The following is an 18678-nucleotide window of genomic DNA, read 5'->3' on the forward strand; positions in this document are numbered from 1 at the left end:
TAAATTTTTCCTTTTGACGCTATCGCTTCATTCTATCATAAGATGACTTACTTTAGCTTAATCTTGATTGAATCCACCACTATGCAATAGCGTTTTCTATCATCCTCTAATATTCATGCTTCATTTTTTGAAAAGATGGACCATGGCTATTTCTAACACATATCTTATCAAGTGTTCTGCGCTTTGGATAATACGAATATGTCATAACCCTTGATAGGATAAACCGAACACAATATAAAATACTCCTCATAAACAAAAAAAGTCCAGTAGACACTCGCTAAAAGCTGGTGCTACGTGGACTTTGATTGAATTATTTGTTTAAAGCTGCTTTCGCTTGTTCGCAGATAGCTGCAAATGCATCAGCATCGTTAACTGCTAATTCAGCTAACATTTTACGGTTCATGTCGATGTTAGCAACTTTTAAGCCGTTGATTAATGTGCTGTAGCTCATTCCGTTCATACGAGCAGCTGCATTAATACGTGTAATCCATAAACGACGGAAGTCACGTTTCTTTTGACGACGGTCACGGTATGCGTAAGTGTAAGATTTCATTACAGCTTGTTTAGCTGTTTTGTATAATTTAGACTTCGCACCGAAGTAACCTTTTGCTAACTTAAGATATTTTTTACGACGACGACGTGTTACTGTTCCACCTTTAACTCGAGCCATTTAATTTCCTCCTTTTGGTACTGTTCAGTCCTTGACTGAACGCTTAGATAATCTTATTTGTAAGTGTCCATCATTTGTGAGATACGTTTAATATCTGTTGAATGAACTGTAGTCGCTTGTTTATGTTGACGACGTTGTTTTTTAGTTTTACCGTGGAAACGGTGAGAACGCTCTGAATGACTACGTTTTAATTTACCTGAAGCAGTCTTTTTGAAACGTTTAACTGAAGCGCGGTGAGTTTTTTGTTTTGGCATGTTTTTTCCTCCTAAAAAGTGTTCAATTATTTGTCAGCAATTGGTGCCATTTGAAGGAACATTGAACGTCCTTCCATTTTTGGTCTTTGTTCAACTTCTGCAACATCTTTAAGCTCTTCTGCAAAGCGTTCTAGCACTTCGCGACCGATTTCTTTGTGCGTAATAGCACGTCCACGGAAGCGAATTGAAGCTTTCACTTTGTCACCTTTTTCAAGGAACTTGCGAGCTTGACGCAATTTTGTGTCGAAATCATTTTTTTCAATCGTAGGAGATAAACGTACTTCCTTCAGACTGACTTGTTTTTGATTTTGACGTTGTTCACGCTCTTTCCGTTGTTGCTCATAACGGTATTTACCGTAATCCATAATACGGGCAACTGGTGGTTTTGCGTTTGGTGATACTAGTACTAAGTCAAGTTCAACTTGCTCAGCTTTATCTAAAGCCTCGTCTTTACTTAACACACCTAATTGTTCACCTTCAGAATCAATTACACGAAGTTCACGTGCACGGATATTTTCATTTACGAACATATCTTTTGCGATAGTAATACACCTCCATTGATGCTGTATAAAAAGAAATTTTTCTGCAAGATTGCATAAATCTGTATGAAAGAGAAATTTCACATAGAAAAAACGACGGATAGCACAATCACTACCCGTCGTATTAAGCACACAGATCGAGTCTGTGTGAACTGAATATCTATCAACCCGAGGACGTAACTTGTCAACTCAGGTGAGAAACGGGTGTTTCTGCTTCTTTTCTCAACTCCAATAGTATAACACCATGACATGTCTTTGTCAATCATTTCTTTTAAATTTTATACTTCAGTCAGTTCGCGGATTGGTCGACCTTTTTCATCGTAGATAAAGTCCTTGACCCGTTGGCCGTCCCCCATTGCAACAAGTAGTAGGTCACGATAAGGTTCTGCTAATTCTTCAAATAGGAAAGTTTCATCATCTAATTGCGCCAGTTTACGTTTACTGTCAATCTCACCAGGACTTCTCAACTTACATTTAGTGGACGGTAACTTGTCCAAATGCCGTTTCTCAATACGATAGTAGTAGTTGTCATCACCATATGTAATTTCTAGAGCACCTGAATTGGTCCGTCGCTTATTTACGTCGGTATACTTTTCTTGATGAAGTGTCCACCAGCTTTGAATGCCCTCAAAGGCCGCTTCCTCGCTAGCATATGATCCATGTTCCTTTCGAACACCATCGCGTCGATTTTCCCAGTAGTTTGTGTAAACTTCCACCATGTACATCACTCCTATTCTCTTGATACCCCTATCATATAGGAAATGACCCTTTTGTGTAAACGTTTTCTATAAATGTTTAGACTTTCTCTCGGCCTTCTTAATCTGGAATGATCCAGTAAGTTTCATCAGAATTATGATTGATTTCCTCAATTTGTGATTGGAACCTATCCGAATTGTAAATGTCTACGACTGCTTGCACCCACTCTTCTTCCACCGTTTCAGGATTGGAAACCACAGCTTGCAGTAGCAAGTCCTCACGCACATCCTCTGCTAGCAACATAGTAGAGAAGTCAACGCCCGCATCATAGGCGATTGAACCAGGAATAATGGCGTAGGCTAAATCTTCCAAGGTTCTTGGGATGGTCGCTGATTGCATAGGCACGATTTCAATGCCCGCTGTATTCTCTGCGATGTCATCAACACTTAAACTTTCCAGGTTGGCATCCTCACTTAATGCAATCCAACCCGCTTTTTCTAAAACGAGTAAAGCTCTCGTATAATTTGACGGATCATCCGGGATACCTACACGGTCCCCGCTTGAGACAGCAGCCAAATCATCCTTGGTGCCAGGGAAAAGACCTGCTGGCACAGTCGGTACCGGTGTCACAGCCGTCAGTTCTGCACCCGCTTCTTCATTAAAGTTGGCTAAATACAAGGAATGTTGGTCTACGTTTAAATCAGCTGACCCTTCTTGTAAGGCCACATCCGCTGACCGCAAGTCCGTAAACTCAATTTCTTCAACTGTATAACCCTCTTCTTCTAGCTTTGGCGCCACTTGGTCTAAAAATAACTCACTATAAGGACCTGGCGAAGTCGCGACCCGAATCGTTATTTCCTCACTACTATCACTAGAACAAGCTGCCAACACTGTTGCCGATAAACCCAATAACCCAAACTTCACAAAATGTTTCATAAACCCTTCCCCCATATCAAATTATTTTCTTTTCACAACTTCAGTATAGTGGAGGTTTCATGATATTGATAATACCTTACTTTAATCATAAGTAATCGTTAATTACGAACTCAACTATTAAAAACAAATTAAATTTGCTATAATTTGGACACACTAAAAAATCCTAGCGATTCTTGCAAGGTGAAGGAGTTTTTCCATGGTTACACGCTGTCAATTTGCCAATACCCCAGACATGATCGCTTATCATGACAAAGAATGGGGGCAAGGTAAAACCACTAACCAAGAAGTATTTGAGGCCCTGTGTTTGGAATCTATGCAGGCCGGTTTATCCTGGGCGATTATCCTGAAAAAGCGGCCTGCGCTAAGAGCAGCTTTTGCTGATTTTGACATGGAGGCCTTGGCCAAGTTTAATGAAACTGATGTTGAGCGCCTCATGCTTGATGAAGGGATTATCCGTCACCGCCAAAAGATCCAAGCTATGATAAACAACGCCCAGTGTGCGCTAGCAATCGAGGAAGATACTCATTTTCCAAGTTTTAGAGACTTCATCTATCAAACAGCACATCAATTGGTGGCCGAGTTTGACGGAAATGAGGACGAAATCAATAAAGCTTTGATGAAATTATTGAAGAAACGAGGGTTTAAATTTGTCGGGACAACTACAATTGAATCATTTCTAGAGACGATTGGTGTCTATAACCACCACGAACCACAGTGCGACTTCAGATAAAGATTTTATTTACTTAATTATGACTTAGATTTTACATGAAATTATTAGGCTTACTTTATAATGTGATGTAAGTTAGTAATAACATCAATTTATTTATAAACATGCGAGGAGAATCTTATGCCATTAAATATCAACCAACAAAAATGGGACCCTTTTGTTATCCAACGTTTGAATACAGTGATTCGTGAATCAGCTTCAGAAGCAAGTGTCAGTAAGCAAGATACTGCATACGCTGTATTTGATTTTGACAACACTACAATCATGCACGATATTGAAGACCATTTGATGATGTACATGATTGATCACTTGGCCTACAAAATGACACCAGATGAATTCTATGACGTCTTAACTACTGGCCCGATGAATTTCAACCAACCTATTTTCCCAAATTCACAAAATATGGCAACTTACACTGATTTGGCGGACGATATCATCGCACAGTACCAAGTCTTATATACCGACTATATTGCCTTAGATGAGAGCGAACGCTTGCCGTTAGAACAAATAAAGGAATTAACCCAATTCAGCGAATTTGCAGCGAAATTGCGTTTGTTCTACCAACTAGCAGGTAGTGAGTTCCAAAGAACACCTGGCGAAAATTCACCGATTTATTGGTTTAAAGGCTATACTGTTGAAGAATTCAAAGCCTTATCTGTAGCTGTATTCCAAGATGCCTTGGCTAAACCAATCGCCTTACGCCGACTATTTTCTAGCCCACATATTAAGAGCAAGGTCGGAAAAGTAGAAGCCTCTTTCGAACAAGGGATTCGTATCCCAGATGAAATCCTTCACTTATGGCAAGTGCTTAAAGACAACAACATCACCATCTATGTCATTACCGCTAGTCCAATTGACTTGGTGCGTTCAGTGGTCACTGAAGCACCATTCAACTTAGACAAAAGCCAAGTTTTCGGACAGTGCTATGATGTGGATGAAAATGGCATTATGGATTCTCGTCTGGAAGAAGGTACTTTTATCACTAAGGGCTTAGGAAAAGTAGAAGTGATTAAGAACTTTATGGTAGCCGAACACGGCAAGCAACCAGCTTTGGTATTCGGAGACTCTATGGGTGACTATCCAATGATGACCCAATTACCTTTCGTTAAGCTAGCGGTATTGTTCAACCGTTATTCTGGCGACCAAACCCAACAATTAATCGTTAAAGGGATCAATATATACCGTCAAGACGACGCAAAATTGGTTATCCAAGGACGCGATGAAAACAAAGGAACCTTACGCCCAAGTATGGCGACCATTCCATTAGGTCACTTAGAACCCGTATTACAAGCCGGGGAATTATATTTATAGAAATAGAAGAGAGCTTGGGTGAACATTCAATCTCTCTTTTTATTTGTGCATAGTAAAAAACGCCAATAACAAATGTTATCGGCGTTTTTTGCCTTTATATCCGTAGATCCGTAGGGCGTCGGTTCTCGCACCTTGTTTAGTCGGGGGTGCTCGACCAGCTCAAGTCCACTTCAGAATAGTTTGCATCACACTTTGCTTGATACGGCAATATTCTTCCAGTGTTGTTGAGCTTAGCGGTCTCGCTTACACCCTTTTATTTATATGCTTTGATGTCTTGTTCTAATTGCGCTAAGAATTCATCAAATGGCATTGATAATGTTTCTTTTGAACCATAGCGGCGCACTGTTACTGTGTTTTCAGCGATTTCGTTGTCCCCAAATACTAATTGGTATGGAATTTTAAGGGTTTGCGCTTCACGAATCTTGTAACCCATTTTTTCGTTACGGTTATCGACTTCAACACGCATACCCGCAGCTTTCATTCGACGACGGATTTCCTCAACATGGTCACCATGTGCCTCATCGTTAACCGGGATTAATTTCGCTTGAACTGGTGCTAGCCAAGTGGGGAAGGCACCTTTGTATTCTTCGATTAGGTAAGCTACGAAACGTTCCATTGTTGAAACGACACCACGGTGGATAACCACTGGACGGTGTGTATCTTGACCGTCTTGACCAACATAAGTGAGGTCAAAGCGTTCTGGTAATAAGAAGTCTAATTGAACAGTAGACATTGTTTCTTCGTTACCTAAAGCCGTTTTCATTTGTACGTCTAATTTAGGACCATAGAACGCTGCTTCACCAATGGCTTCAAAATATTCTAAACCTAAGTCATCCATTGTTTCTTTTAACATTGCTTGTGCTTTTTCCCACATCTCGTCATCATCAAAGTATTTATCCGTATTGTCTGGATCACGGTAAGATAAACGGAAGCGGTAGTCTGTAATATTAAAGTCATCATAGACTTGTTTAATTAATTGCAATACTCGTGTAAATTCTTCTTTAATTTGGTCTGGACGTACAAAGATATGCGCATCATTTAAAGTCATTTCACGTACACGTTGTAAACCAGATAAAGCGCCTGATTTTTCATAACGGTGCATCATACCTAACTCCGCGATCCGAATTGGGAATTCACGATAAGAGTGAATATCATTTTTATAAACCATCATGTGATGTGGGCAGTTCATTGGACGTAAAACTAATTGTTCACCGTCACCCATATCCATTGGTGGGTACATATCTTCATGGTAGTGGTCCCAGTGTCCAGAAGTTTTATAAAATTCAACATCCGCCATAATTGGTGTATACACATGCTCATAACCTAGTGATTCTTCTTTATCAACGATGTAACGTTCGATAATACGACGAACAGTTGCACCTTTTGGTAACCAGAATGGTAAACCAGAACCAACTTCAGGATTTACCATGAAGATATCTAATTCTTTACCTAATTTACGGTGGTCACGTTCTTTAGCTTCCTCACGTTGTTTGATGAATTCTTTCAAGTCACGTTTCTCGAAGAATGCTGTACCGTAAACACGTTGCATCATTTTGTTATCTGAGTTACCTCTCCAGTATGCACCGGCAACAGATAATAGTTTGAATTCTTTAATATAACCAGTTGATGGTACATGGATTCCGCGACAAAGGTCAGTGAATTCACCTTGTGAGTATACTGTTAACGATTCATCTTCTGGTAAGTCTGCGATGATTTCTAGTTTGTATTCGTCATCCGCAAAGATTTCATTGGCTTCAGCACGAGTCACTTCACGACGTTCAATTGGATAATTCTCTTTTACAATTTTAGCCATTTCCGCTTCAATCACAGGTAAATCTTCTTCAGCGATTTGTTTTTCTTGGTCAGTATCGTAGTAGAAACCAGTTTCAATGGCTGGGCCTACTCCAAATTTAATACCTGGGTATAAACGTTTCATCGCTTGTGCCATTAGATGAGCAGTAGAGTGACGTAAGATACTTAATGCATCTTCATGTTTAGGATCAACGATTTCAATCGCGCCACCTTCATTAATTGGGGCATTTAAGTCTACCAATTCACCGTCAATTTTAGCCGCTAATGCGCGCTTTGCTAATGAGTTACTAATTGATGCAGCGACGTCACGACCAGTAACGCCTGCTTCGAATGATTTTTTAGCCCCATCTGGGAATACTAAGTCAATCATGTTTTTCCTCCTTTTTCCTTTTAAAAAATAAAAAAAGTCCCATCCTAGCCTAAAAGACTAGAATGGGACGCTAATAAACAATATGCGTGGTTCCACCCAAGTTCGATAATATATGCAGGGCATATCTTATCCTCAATTGCTGATAATGGGGGCAACCCGTACACCTTATCACATGTGCATAATGCCATCTGTTTCGGTGCGATCTAAAGAGTGGTTCGCTATATGATCTTGCAAGTTTCTCACTAACCAACTTGTCCCTAATGTCCAATCCTAAAGCTTGTCTCTTATCATCGATATAGTTATCTGATTTCAAAATAAGTATAAGCATCGAGTCTATAATTGTCAAACAAAATTCATAAGAAACCTTTTCACATAGGCGATTTACAAGGAAAAAGAGACGAGTGTAAACCCGCCTCCTTCTGGTGAAAATTACTGTACGCGTGAACCGTCAGTGTATTGACCACTTTGGTTTGCTTGACGACGTTGTTGTTCAGCTACACGTTTTTGTTCGTTTTGGGCACGTTCATACTCAGCGCGTGTTAACACGTCATTCACGTTCATGTTCACTTCAACAACTGTTAAACCAGTCATTTGTTGAACGTTTTCTTTCACTGCTTTAGTCACTTTGTCAAAAGCGGCAGGAATATCTTTGCCATATTCAGCAATCACTTCAAGATCTAAAGCTACTTCTTTTTTACCAACTTCGGCGCTAACACCTTTAGTTTCGTCTTCGCTGCTAGAGAAGAAGTTCATAATTCCTGAAGTAAAGTTACCTTTTAACTCTAAAATCCCATCAATGTTTTGAACTGTATAGAAAGCAATTTTTTCTAATACACGGCTTTCAAAAGTTAAATCATTTGTGTGTTTTACGTTTTCTGACATGTAAAATACCCCATTTCTTTTATTTTTAAATTATATAACTAATAAGTTTTCATCATCATAGCAAATCCATCTACTTAACTCAAACAATATGATACTAAAAATTGAAAAATGAGAACCAGCTTTCTAAGTCAATTTGCCCATCAAAATATGCGCCTACAATGTATCCAATTACTGAGAATACTAGGATGAATAAGGCAGGTCCAAAACCTAACCACATCCACAGTAAACCAAAAATGAATGCAATCAATCCGCTAATAATACGATTTCTATATGGATACCAGCTACGTGGTGGTTGTTTCATATCCTTTGTGCCCCCTATCAACAATTGGCCCTATTTGACCAAGATTATCTAACGCGCGCCTGGTTTTTATCGCGACCCTGTTGGCTTACCTGGCTCGCATCATACGGTGCGGCAGATACTTTTACATGTTGAATATTTGTCCCTATAACGCGTTCTGCAGCAAGTCTTGCTTTTTCTTGGATTTGATAAGAAATCGTTTGAACTGCTTGATTTTTGTCTACATCGTAATCAACAGTCACTTTAGTGTTTTGCGGTTTGCGTCCAAACTTCACTGTCACATTTTTATGAGAGGCTTGTTTCACATCTAATAACTCTTGGTGTACCGCGTGTACAACTGTATCACGGTTGACCTTCACTTCACCAAAGTCATTAGCCACTTTCAAGGTACGTGATTTTGCTGGTGCCACCAAGGTCCAAATTAAAGCAACTGCAAAATAAATAAATGCAAGGGCTAATAGGACGATGACCGTATTCACTAACATTTGATTAGACACAATATATTGGTCAACAAAGTCACTTACGTAAGGTATTGGATAAATGACTGCAGCTGTTGCCACTACCGCTAATAAAACTAAGAGTGAAAATAGGATTTGAAGGAACTTTCTCAATCCACCCATTCACTCACCTCCTTCATCTGGCTTCTATATATGATATAAGCATAGCTTATCATTTTAAAGTTAAGTGTACAAATATTTCGCTGTGTAAATGACGATAAAAAAAGAAGGTATTAACCGTTACGACGGTCTCTACCTCCAACTGTAATTTCTTCACTTAAATACTTGATTCTTTCCATGATACGGGCAGATTTAGCCACATCTACCCCTTCTCTAGTCGTCGTTAGAAATTCTTCTAACTCAGCCATAGAGAAGTTAGAGGTAAAGAATGTCGATAACTGTTCTTGCATCCGGTACTGCAAAATAACACCTAAGACATCATCGCGCACCCATTCACTATTGGATTCAGCACCAATATCATCCAGTACCAAGACTTGCGCTTGCTTGATTTCATTAACTCTTTGGTCAACCGTATTGGTCCGAATACGTGATTTCAGATCTACTAACAATTCTGGGTAATGCACCAAAGTAGATTTGACCCCATGCTCAGCCAAAGTATTGACTAAAGCTGCTAGGATATGGGTTTTCCCAACGCCAAATTGCCCGTGTAGATACAAACCCTTATGATAAGCATTTGGCTTACTGGTATAGGCTGAGATGAATTGCAGACTCTTTTGAATCGCTTCAAATCGGTCTTGATAGTCATCTTTCGTCATCTTTTCAAAAGAAGCTGATCGCAGACTTTTCGGCATCGAGACCATCGTCACCCGCTTGTTTAATTCTTCGGCCTCTTGTTGCTGGATAAAGGCTTCAGTCGGATGATAATCCACATCGATAAAGTTCACGTTCATAATCAAATTGGGCGCATATTGGACAAATTTCTTTTGGCCCAAAGCATCATTGCCGTTCTCGCGGGCAAACTCATATAATTTTGAAAATGATTTCTTCACTATTTCATCTTCAAAGCTTAATTGATGTTTGGCAAGAAAAGCCTGAACATCTGGGTCACTTTGGACTATCCCTTCAATTTTGGCTTGTCGCTCTTTGAACATAGGATTGCGGTTGAACTGCTGTTTTAAGGAGTCGCCCACATTTTTCATTTGGTTGTTATCAGCCATACTTATTCACCTTCTTTTGGATTTAATGATTGTAGTAATTGTTGAATTTCTGCTTCTTGGGCACTTAAAGATGCCTTGTTTTCTTTCTTGACTGCCGTATCTTGCTTAGGCTTGTCTTGGTCACTTGCCTTTGGCGCAGCCACTGGCTTTTGATATTTATCCTGTCTTGAATCAGGGTCTAACCATTTTGGTTTAACCGACTGCTTTTGCGTCTGATAACGACCTTTAGCCATTCGGTTCTGTTGCCGTTTTTCATAATTTTCAGCACTCTTCTGCTTACGTTGCTTCAAGTATAACATGGCTTCTTCAGGCTCAACCACCTTGTTTTGACGCCAGTCATCAGCAACACTCTCTAGGTATGAGCGCGTCAGCCGGTTCTGTTCCAACTCAATCAAACAATATTGGACCATTACATTTAAGGTCGCCGGCTGAATCACCTCTAATTTGATCAACTCGGTAATAGCGTTACCCTCAGACTTCGTCAGATAGCCACCCTTTTGTTCCTTAATCGACTTCGCAAAAGCAATTGGTGGATAAGACCTAGCCAATTTAGAAAATGACAACTCTTCTTGTGAAAGCCCTTTGCCTAACCATATTTGATCAGCTTGGTCTGCCTGTTGGCGGTCTTTAGTCTCTGAAACTGTGATCCGGTCCGTTAAACCGCTACTAGTCCCTTGTGTAGATGCTTTTGCTTGGTGAACATTGCTTGTACTCGTTTGATTGCTCGACCGGTCTAAAGCCAGACGTTGTAACTTGCGTACGTCAATCTTATTGGTCCTTAGATCAGTCGCTGATAAGGCCAATTCTTTCAAGTCCACTTCATCAAAACCATAGAGTTGATGTAAGGATACAAACATCTCTCTCACGTCATCTGTAATAGCTTTTTCAGAGATGAATGACGATTGGAGCAACTCTTTTAAGGTGTTCATATTCAAGGTTGAACTAGTAATTGTAGTTGCCTTGGTTTGGCTATTCTTAGCTACCAACTTATCCTCAATCTCATCAGAAATGGGAAAGTACTGGCTTGGTAATCGGTAGACATCCTGGAAGGTGGCGGTCACTTCCGTCCAATCTCCTGATTTATAATCCATCGGCATTTTGATGGAAAACTTATCTAGCATCAATTGATAGCGGTCTTGACCCAACCGGTCCATTAATAGACTAGACATAATTGGATCAGAGAAGATATGCTTAGAATCCAATGGTGCTTGTAATTGATAAATAGTCGTCACATCATCTTGGCTTGTATGATTACTTTTTTCAAAAACTTGTAATAAGCCAATTGCTTCAAGTTGCCGTCTGGCCTTCACGTATTGCTCCTTACCGGCCACCATTTGTTCCATCAAATCGAAGTGACGCAAAGGGATTGAGGCAAAGTCAGACAATTGAATATTGGCATATAAAGTCTGGTAAAAGGCGTAGGCAATGCCACCAATAATGGGTTGGTATAGGTGAAGTAGGACTTGCTGGTCAATATCTGAAATCCAGTGGGGTTGGGTAATTTGAACAAGCCCTTTTGGATCTAAATTTTGCCATGGGTATGTCACTGGCATTACCCTCCCTTCTATGAAATATTTAGTCTGCTACATGACCTTGGTTTGACTCTTCAGGATTCACGTCACTTTCAGCCTGGTCATTCCGCCCTCTTAATCGCTCGATTTCTCTTAGGAAAACAGTCGGATCCTCAAATTGTCGGTATACGCTAGCATAACGAATATAAGCCACTTCATCAATATCTGGTAAAGCTGCCATCAACAACTCCCCAATTTCTGAAGCTGGTACCTCATTTTGGCTACGAGACCGCAATTCAGATTCAACATCATTGGCTAACTGTTCAAGTTGGTCAGCTGATACAGGACGCTTTTCAGCAGAACGGATCAGGCCACGTAAAACTTTCTCATGAGAAAATTCTTCTCTGGTTCCGTCACGTTTAACGACTAATAAGGGTGTTCGTTCGATGCGCTCGAAAGTGGTAAAACGAGCGCCACAGTCTAAGCACTCTCGACGTCGACGAATAGAGGTATTATTCTCCGCTGGTCGACTATCAATTACTTTTAAATTGGTTGAAGCACAATTTGGACATTGCATATATTTGACACCTCTGCTTTCAATTTTAATATACTTGAATAATTGCTTGATTTATTATAGCACAAAGGCTATTCAACCACTATTTTAGCGGTTGAAAACCAGAGATGCCAACCCATGCATCCAATTGTTGTTCAGTATTTGCAATAGAACCCGAATTATCAATTACCACATCCGCCATCATGGCTTTTCGTTCAATGGACATTTGACAAGTCATTCGTTGAAAAGCTTCAACTGAAGTTAAGTTATCCCGCTGTATTAACCGGTCTAATTGAATGGTTTCTGACACATAAATAACCATCACCTGGTCACATGCATCCGCGAAATTCCCTTCAAATAATAAAGGGATATCCATAACAATTAGTTCATGGCCTTCCGCTTCATACTTGTCTTTTTGACTGTTTAACCAGTCGCGAATAGGTTGACGTAACAGTTCATTCAGTTTCTCTCGTTCCTTATCATCTGAGAATATAATTTGGCCTAGTTTTTTGCGGTCTAAAACCCCATTAGGAAAGACAATATCCTCTCCAAAATGTGCTTTAACCGCTTCTAAACCTGGTTGTCCGGGTTCAACAACCACCCGTGCCCCGTAATCCGCATCGATGACTGGAAAACCGGCTTTCTTAAAAAATTTGCTTGCTGTTGATTTACCTGTGGCAATACTGCCGGTTAGTCCTAAAATATGACTCATAGTGCCTCCGTTTTAATTTAAATAGATGATGTAATATTTTTCACTGCAAGGTGAATGCGCTGGCAATGTGGACAGAAATGCGTCCCTCTTTTAGCCACGCTAATTTTCTCAATCTCAGTGCCACAACGTGGACAGGGTTGCCCCTTTTTCCCGTAGGCCTTTAAATAATCGGCAAATTGACCATTCTCACCAAAGGTATTGGTATAGGTTCGAATCGTTGTCCCACCAACTTCAATGGCTGACGCCATAATCCGACGACTCTCAGTGATAATGGTTTGGATTTCCTCATCATATAATGATCTAGCGCTTTGTTCAGGGTGGATTTTCGCTGCAAATAAAATTTCATCCGCATAAATATTGCCAATTCCCGCAATAACCCCTTGATCTAAGAGTACTGTCTTGATGGATCTTGTTGTCTTATCAAATCGTTTTTGCAGATAAGTAAAGGTTAAATCGTTTGGCTCAGGACCTAATTTCAACTTGGCAATCTCTGCTTCAGTATCCGCCTTTTCAACCATATGAATCCGGCCAAACTTCCGAACATCTCGGTAACGAAGGTCATGACCGTCAGTCAGATGACAAATAACATGGGTATATTGGTCTACCGGGCTATCGGTTGGCTCATATAGGTATTTGCCTTCCATTCGTAAATGGGCAATCCATGTCACATCTGTCCAATAGAAAAGTAAAAATTTCCCTACTCGACCTACTTTCTCTAATTGCTGGCCGGGCATCCGTTTCTCAAAAGCCTCCACGCCACCTTCTGCCTGAATAATTCTTGGCCAAGTCACTGTCACAGACGATACTTTCTTGCCAATAACAATTTCTTCTAGACCACGTCTAACCGTCTCCACTTCTGGCATCTCTGGCATCATTACACCACTTTCTACTATCTCTTCTTTATTCTATTCTAATGCAAAACCTGCCTATTGAAAAGACAAGCAGGATGCAAGTTTGCAAGATATCTGACATACTTGTTCATTTTATTCCATAGGCTAGAAAAGAGGTGCCAGTTTGTTTTCACTGCACCTCTTTTTATTCATTATTTAGCTTCATACCAAGTTGCACCGTAATTAGATTCAATTTCTAATGGCACATCTAGTTGGGCTGCTGACCCCATGATTTCAGTTACTAATTTCTCTAGTGTCTCAATTTCATCTTTTGGCACTTCAAAAACCAACTCATCGTGGATTTGTAATAACAGATTAGCTTGTAACTTATGTTCTTTTAACGCTTCATCCATTTTTACCATTGCTATCTTAATGATATCCGCTGCGGTACCTTGAATTGGCGTATTCATGGCATTACGTTCAGCAAATGAACGAACGTTGAAGTTCTTCGACTTCAAATCAGGTAAGTAGCGACGACGGTTAAATAGGGTTTCTACATAACCATCTTCTTTGGCCTTCTCTACAACATCCTTCATGTAAGCTTGAACACCTGGATAGTTTTCCAAGTAAGTATCAATAAAGTTCTTAGCTTCTGGACGAGAGATATTCAAATTTTGGCTCAAACCATAGTCAGAAATCCCATAGACAATCCCAAAGTTTACCGCCTTGGCGTTCCGTCTCATATTAGAGGTCACTTCTTCTTTAGCCACATTATAGACTTTCATAGCTGTTGAAGTATGGATATCTTCGTGGTTGTTGAAGGCTTCTTGCATGTGCTTGTCACCAGAAATATGGGCTAAAACTCGTAATTCAATTTGTGAATAGTCACTTGAAAAGATAACCCAGTCTTCGTGACTTGGCACAAAGGCTTTACGGATACTCCGACCTTCTTCAGAACGGATTGGGATATTTTGTAAGTTTGGATCAGCTGATGATAAACGACCTGTTGAAGTTAAGGTCTGTTGGAAACGAGAATGAATTTTACCATCCTCGTGGATAAACTCTTGTAACCCTTCAACATAAGTTGATTGCAATTTATTCAATTGACGGTAATTTAAAATCAAGTCGATGATTGGTGCTTGGCCAGCCAATTTTTCCAAAACATCTTGTGCTGTAGAATAACCAGTCTTCGTTTTCTTAATCACTGGTAAGCCCATTTCTTCAAACAAGATAACGCCTAATTGTTTAGGTGAATTCACATTGAATTCGTGACCAGCTTCCTTCCAGATATTGGCTTCAAGGCCGTCGATAATTTCTTGGAATTCAGCCTGCATAGTGACTAATTGTTGTTTATCCACTGAAATCCCTAAAATTTCAAGGTTTGCTAATACTAAAGCCAATGGTAACTCTATTTTTTGGTACAAGTCATCCATTTGGTTGGCTTCTAATTGCGGGCGAATGGTTTCTTGCAGTCGTGCGATAATATGCACTTTACGAGCAATGTGTTCGTACATGGTTTCAATTTCTTCAGGTACGCCCCGTTTAGCCCCTTTGCCATAAATAGACTCATCATAAGACAAGTCATCCATATCAAATTCGCGTGCCACCTCAGCCAAGTCGTTAGAATTATCACGGGCATGGAGTAAATATGATCCAATTAAGACATCATCTACAACCCCTGCAAAGTCAACGTCTACATAGTCCAGCATCACTTTCGTCCGCTTGGCATCAAAGACCACTTTTGTGACTTGCTCATCCGATAACCACGCCTTAAATAAATCAGCCTGTAGTAAGCTAGCATCTCCAGTAAAGATTTCACTACCGTTCGTCCATGCAACAGCCACAACCTCTGAATCATGGTAGTTTTTACTCAAGTTTTCAAGGTAAATCGCATACCCATCCGCTGCAGCCTCACTTGGGAAATGGTCCACAGTTAAATCATCAGCAGACGCCACATGCGTATAGGTAACCTCTTCCCAATCTTCTGTCAACAAGTCCGCCTGGTCTGAATTTTCCAGTAAACGTGACATAAAACCATTAAAATTCATATCCTTGTAAAATGACATCAACGGTTCAAGCTGTTTGCCTTTATAAGGTAACTCAGCTAATTCAATCTTCACGGGTGCGTCTAGTTCAATCCGCGCCAATTTTTTAGACAGAATCGCATTGTCTTTTTCGTTGATCAGATTTTCTTTCCGCTTCGATTTCTTCATGTCGTCGATTTGCTCGTACATCGCTTCCATTGACCCATATTCATGTAATAATTTTAAGGCGGTCTTTTCACCAATCCCTGATACACCAGGATAGTTATCTGAAGAATCCCCCATTAACCCCTTCATATCAATGATTTGTTTAGGCGTAATCCCCATATCTTCCATAATCGAAGTTGGCGTATAAGACACTAATTCAGATACCCCTTTTTTGGTGATATCTACCCGGACATTGTCACGCGCTAATTGCGTTAAATCTTTGTCCCCGGAAATCACGACAACATCAAATTCTTCAGGGTCTACTTTAGTCGCAAAAGTCCCGATAATGTCGTCCGCCTCATAGTTGGTCAAGTCATAATGCGCAACCCCAAAGGCATCTAGGAGCACATTGAAAAATGGCATCTGCTCTCTAAACTCAGACGGTGTTGATTGACGACCACCTTTATATTCATCAAAGAATTCGTTTCTAAAAGTTGTTTTACCTGCGTCCCACGCCACCAAGGCATGCGTCGGCTGTTCTTTTTCCAAGATATTATTCATCATTTCATGAAAAGCAAACAAGGCATTGGTATGCATACCATTTTTGTTTACGAATGAATCGATATTATGGATGGCAAAGAAAGAACGAAAAGCCAGAGATGACCCGTCAAATAGGACGAGCTTCTTCTTTTCTTTATTAGTACTCAATTGAGTCGCCTCCTGAAATTCGTTGGAATACACCTGCATCAATCGTTTCAGCGTCATTTTGTAGGTGCTCTAGTGGTGGTAAAACAGTCAACATAGCATCTAAGACACGGTCGTCACCAGTTGAGTTGGTAAATTTCCCAATACAGTGAATCGTCACGAATTGTTTCAATTCTTCTACACGGATAACCTCAAATTCAAAGGTGATGATTGAGTTATGTGGAATAGAGTGGATGATATTGATGTTCATTTCAACTAAACGAGAACCTGGACCAGGGAAGTTCATCGATACTGTACGCGTAATAATCCCCATTAAAGCGATTGGTGGTACAACAACTTCGCCTGGCGTCAGGCCTGCTTTATGGGACGTTTGTTGTAGGTATGCCGGGTTCGAGTCTGAGGTAACCCCCATGTATAACAAGACATCTCGCTCTCTAATCGATTCAGTTACACGGAAAGTATCGCCAACTTTGATTGCTTGTAGGGTTTTACCCATTGCAGCTTGTTCTTGCGTCTCTTCTAAATTATGTTCTACCATATTCCATACACCCCTACGCTTATTTTATGATCATGTCATTTCCAACGGTTATTTGTTGCGAAAAAGCAACAGTCTCTCTCATATTTTATCAAATAAACTGGATATATGCGACAAATACAATAGTATGGTGGTAGATACCATTGTACCGGCTGCATAAAAAAAGCTACGACCAGAATGTCATAGCTTTTTTAACCAATTTTATTTGTTCTCTATATAAGTGGCTAACAAGTCAATGTATAAGTTGACGAATGTTAGATACTCGTCCTTGTCCACGTATTCATCAATTTGGTGGGATGTTGTTGATCCTGGACCAAAGATAATGATTGGGTAGCCAGCTGGTTTGTTGGCAACAAAGTTTGCCCCATCCGTACCACCAGTCATTGGCACAACTTCCAAGTCTTGGTTTAGGTATGTAGCGCCTAATGTTTTGGTTAATTGTACTAGGTCTGAATCAACCCCACCATTCAATGGTTTTAAGTCTAGGGTTAATTGTAAATCGAAGTCTGCCCCTTTATCCAAGAATTCTTGGTAAACTTCAGAAAATACGCCTTTAACCGCTTCGTTGTCGAATTCAGGAACTGTTCGGATGTTAAAGACTACTTCTGCGTGATCAGGAATCGTATTCACTTGGTCACCACCACGGAATACCGTCACGTTAAAGGTTGGCTGTTTCAATAATTGGTCTAATTCTTGGTTACCAGCGTCGTCACCTTCAACTGCCCCATATAAATTCAATACTGGTGAAAAGTCTAATTGACCGAAGCTGATATCTTTTGTCGCTTCTTTGAACGCCTCTTTGAAGGCTAATGCAAAGTCCATCAATGGGTCAATGGCGTTGATGCCGCCACGTGGTCTAGATGAATGAACAGATTTACCGCGTGATGACACCACAAAGTTCATTGAACCCTTATGAGATGGGTGAATCATCCCTGTTGTTGGTTCACCAATTACGATCGCGTCAACGTCAGATACATAACCTGCTTCCTCTAGTTGGATAGAACCGACAGCCCCATTCTCCTCGTTGTAAGTCGCTAACAGGCGTAAAGTTCCGCGCTCTAATAATCCTTGTTCTTTAATTTCGATCATGGCGATCACTAAGGCAGCCAATCCACCTTTCATATCTGTAGATCCACGGCCGAATAGTTTCCCGTCGCGCTCAGTCAATGTGTATGGATCAGACGTCCAAGCCTCCGCATTCCCTGCAGAAACTACATCCATATGACCAGAAATCGCTAATACTGGTGAACCAGATCCGATTTCAGCTACCAAGTTGGCACGACCAGGAATCCCTGTTGGAATCACCTTAGAATCGATTCCATACTCGCCTAGTAAGGCTGCAAGATAATTAGCCACATCTTCCTCATTGCGGTCCACCGTCTCGATGGCCACAATATCGCTTAAAATTTTAATTTTCTCTTCATCAGTAAATACTTTAGCTGTTTTTGTCAAAAAGAACACTCCTCATTTTCT

General features: G+C 40.4%; 19 protein-coding genes and 1 other annotated feature. Of the genes, 2 read left to right on the forward strand and 17 right to left on the reverse strand.

Translation table 11 applies throughout. The features are described 5' to 3' along the window. Positions 1-310 precede the first annotated feature (310 nt). The 5 genes from rplT to ACFW0C_RS04775 form a co-directional block, all read right to left on the reverse strand. On the reverse strand, positions 311-670 hold the full coding sequence (rplT, locus tag ACFW0C_RS04755; protein WP_290490739.1) for a 50S ribosomal protein L20: 360 nt from the start codon (positions 668-670) through the stop codon (positions 311-313). Positions 671-723: 53 nt separating this feature from the next. After that, complete coding sequence (gene rpmI / locus ACFW0C_RS04760) at positions 724-924, reverse strand: 50S ribosomal protein L35 (RefSeq protein ID WP_003142016.1); 201 nt, start codon at positions 922-924, stop codon at positions 724-726. Between the two features lie 26 nt (positions 925-950). Then, positions 951-1472, reverse strand: a complete 522-nt coding sequence (infC, locus tag ACFW0C_RS04765) for a translation initiation factor IF-3 (protein ID WP_378105897.1) — start codon at positions 1470-1472, stop codon at positions 951-953. 73 nt (positions 1473-1545) lie between these two features. Continuing rightward, positions 1546-1685 (reverse strand) — a sequence feature (ribosomal protein L20 leader region). Between the two features lie 56 nt (positions 1686-1741). After that, positions 1742-2182, reverse strand: coding sequence for a hypothetical protein (locus tag ACFW0C_RS04770; RefSeq protein ID WP_378105831.1), 441 nt, complete (start codon positions 2180-2182; stop codon positions 1742-1744). Positions 2183-2279: 97 nt separating this feature from the next. After that, positions 2280-3095 carry a MetQ/NlpA family ABC transporter substrate-binding protein gene (locus ACFW0C_RS04775; RefSeq protein WP_378105834.1) on the reverse strand — a complete coding sequence of 272 codons (816 nt, stop codon included), beginning with the start codon at positions 3093-3095 and terminating at the stop codon, positions 2280-2282. A gap of 196 nt (positions 3096-3291) precedes the next feature. Between ACFW0C_RS04775 and ACFW0C_RS04780 the strand changes: the two genes are divergently transcribed. Beyond that, a complete protein-coding gene (locus tag ACFW0C_RS04780) occupies positions 3292-3825 on the forward strand; it encodes a DNA-3-methyladenine glycosylase I (protein WP_378105837.1) in 534 nt (177 codons plus the stop codon). A gap of 117 nt (positions 3826-3942) precedes the next feature. Then, on the forward strand, positions 3943-5133 hold the full coding sequence (locus tag ACFW0C_RS04785) for a hypothetical protein (protein WP_378105839.1): 1191 nt from the start codon (positions 3943-3945) through the stop codon (positions 5131-5133). A gap of 253 nt (positions 5134-5386) precedes the next feature. Here the strand turns inward: ACFW0C_RS04785 and thrS are convergent, their stop codons facing one another. From thrS to ACFW0C_RS04845, 12 genes are all read right to left on the reverse strand, one after another. Then, positions 5387-7315 (reverse strand): threonine--tRNA ligase, encoded by a 1929-nt coding sequence (thrS, locus tag ACFW0C_RS04790; RefSeq protein ID WP_378105840.1) that lies wholly within the window; start codon positions 7313-7315, stop codon positions 5387-5389. A 429-nt stretch (positions 7316-7744) separates the two neighbouring features. Next, the gene (locus ACFW0C_RS04795; protein ID WP_378105841.1) at positions 7745-8197 is read right to left on the reverse strand and encodes an Asp23/Gls24 family envelope stress response protein; all 453 of its coding nucleotides are present in this window, start codon (positions 8195-8197) and stop codon (positions 7745-7747) included. Between the two features lie 94 nt (positions 8198-8291). Beyond that, on the reverse strand, positions 8292-8498 hold the full coding sequence (locus tag ACFW0C_RS04800) for a DUF2273 domain-containing protein (protein ID WP_378105843.1): 207 nt from the start codon (positions 8496-8498) through the stop codon (positions 8292-8294). Positions 8499-8542: 44 nt separating this feature from the next. After that, on the reverse strand, positions 8543-9115 hold the full coding sequence (gene amaP, locus ACFW0C_RS04805; RefSeq protein WP_378105845.1) for an alkaline shock response membrane anchor protein AmaP: 573 nt from the start codon (positions 9113-9115) through the stop codon (positions 8543-8545). A gap of 110 nt (positions 9116-9225) precedes the next feature. Beyond that, positions 9226-10170 (reverse strand): primosomal protein DnaI, encoded by a 945-nt coding sequence (gene dnaI, locus ACFW0C_RS04810; protein WP_378105847.1) that lies wholly within the window; start codon positions 10168-10170, stop codon positions 9226-9228. 2 nt (positions 10171-10172) lie between these two features. Then, a complete protein-coding gene (locus tag ACFW0C_RS04815; protein ID WP_378105849.1) occupies positions 10173-11723 on the reverse strand; it encodes a DnaD domain protein in 1551 nt (516 codons plus the stop codon). Positions 11724-11745: 22 nt separating this feature from the next. Beyond that, positions 11746-12258, reverse strand: coding sequence for a transcriptional regulator NrdR (gene nrdR, locus ACFW0C_RS04820; protein ID WP_378105852.1), 513 nt, complete (start codon positions 12256-12258; stop codon positions 11746-11748). Positions 12259-12337: 79 nt separating this feature from the next. Further along, positions 12338-12946, reverse strand: a complete 609-nt coding sequence (gene coaE / locus ACFW0C_RS04825; protein ID WP_378105854.1) for a dephospho-CoA kinase — start codon at positions 12944-12946, stop codon at positions 12338-12340. 17 nt (positions 12947-12963) lie between these two features. Continuing rightward, positions 12964-13821 (reverse strand): DNA-formamidopyrimidine glycosylase, encoded by an 858-nt coding sequence (gene mutM, locus ACFW0C_RS04830; RefSeq protein ID WP_378105856.1) that lies wholly within the window; start codon positions 13819-13821, stop codon positions 12964-12966. A 167-nt stretch (positions 13822-13988) separates the two neighbouring features. Further along, positions 13989-16673 carry a DNA polymerase I gene (polA, locus tag ACFW0C_RS04835; RefSeq protein ID WP_378105858.1) on the reverse strand — a complete coding sequence of 895 codons (2685 nt, stop codon included), beginning with the start codon at positions 16671-16673 and terminating at the stop codon, positions 13989-13991. Next, on the reverse strand, positions 16663-17208 hold the full coding sequence (locus ACFW0C_RS04840; RefSeq protein WP_270371332.1) for a dehydrogenase: 546 nt from the start codon (positions 17206-17208) through the stop codon (positions 16663-16665). Before ACFW0C_RS04840 ends, polA begins: the two co-directional genes overlap by 11 nt. Before the next feature lie 198 nt (positions 17209-17406). Continuing rightward, positions 17407-18666 carry an ArgE/DapE family deacylase gene (locus tag ACFW0C_RS04845; protein ID WP_378105861.1) on the reverse strand — a complete coding sequence of 420 codons (1260 nt, stop codon included), beginning with the start codon at positions 18664-18666 and terminating at the stop codon, positions 17407-17409. Positions 18667-18678: the final 12 nt, after the last annotated feature.

Origin of the sequence: Aerococcus sp. NPDC058936, from assembly GCF_042741995.1 — a bacterium.
Taxonomy (GTDB): Bacteria; Bacillota; Bacilli; order Lactobacillales; family Aerococcaceae; genus Aerococcus.

Bases quoted from the DNA above. Each gene is read 5' to 3' on its own strand.
- ACFW0C_RS04840 (WP_270371332.1), bottom strand. From the start codon at position 17,208: ATGGTAGAACATAATTTAGAAGAGACGCAAGAACAAGCTGCAATGGGT.
- thrS (WP_378105840.1), bottom strand. From the start codon at position 7,315: ATGATTGACTTAGTATTCCCAGATGGGGCTAAAAAATCATTCGAAGCA.
- nrdR (WP_378105852.1), bottom strand. From the start codon at position 12,258: ATGCAATGTCCAAATTGTGCTTCAACCAATTTAAAAGTAATTGATAGT.
- ACFW0C_RS04775 (WP_378105834.1), bottom strand. From the start codon at position 3,095: ATGAAACATTTTGTGAAGTTTGGGTTATTGGGTTTATCGGCAACAGTG.
- ACFW0C_RS04785 (WP_378105839.1), top strand. From the start codon at position 3,943: ATGCCATTAAATATCAACCAACAAAAATGGGACCCTTTTGTTATCCAA.
- mutM (WP_378105856.1), bottom strand. From the start codon at position 13,821: ATGATGCCAGAGATGCCAGAAGTGGAGACGGTTAGACGTGGTCTAGAA.
- ACFW0C_RS04770 (WP_378105831.1), bottom strand. From the start codon at position 2,182: ATGGTGGAAGTTTACACAAACTACTGGGAAAATCGACGCGATGGTGTT.
- rpmI (WP_003142016.1), bottom strand. From the start codon at position 924: ATGCCAAAACAAAAAACTCACCGCGCTTCAGTTAAACGTTTCAAAAAG.
- ACFW0C_RS04815 (WP_378105849.1), bottom strand. From the start codon at position 11,723: ATGCCAGTGACATACCCATGGCAAAATTTAGATCCAAAAGGGCTTGTT.
- rplT (WP_290490739.1), bottom strand. From the start codon at position 670: ATGGCTCGAGTTAAAGGTGGAACAGTAACACGTCGTCGTCGTAAAAAA.
- ACFW0C_RS04795 (WP_378105841.1), bottom strand. From the start codon at position 8,197: ATGTCAGAAAACGTAAAACACACAAATGATTTAACTTTTGAAAGCCGT.
- amaP (WP_378105845.1), bottom strand. From the start codon at position 9,115: ATGGGTGGATTGAGAAAGTTCCTTCAAATCCTATTTTCACTCTTAGTT.
- dnaI (WP_378105847.1), bottom strand. From the start codon at position 10,170: ATGGCTGATAACAACCAAATGAAAAATGTGGGCGACTCCTTAAAACAG.
- ACFW0C_RS04800 (WP_378105843.1), bottom strand. From the start codon at position 8,498: ATGAAACAACCACCACGTAGCTGGTATCCATATAGAAATCGTATTATT.
- ACFW0C_RS04780 (WP_378105837.1), top strand. From the start codon at position 3,292: ATGGTTACACGCTGTCAATTTGCCAATACCCCAGACATGATCGCTTAT.
- coaE (WP_378105854.1), bottom strand. From the start codon at position 12,946: ATGAGTCATATTTTAGGACTAACCGGCAGTATTGCCACAGGTAAATCA.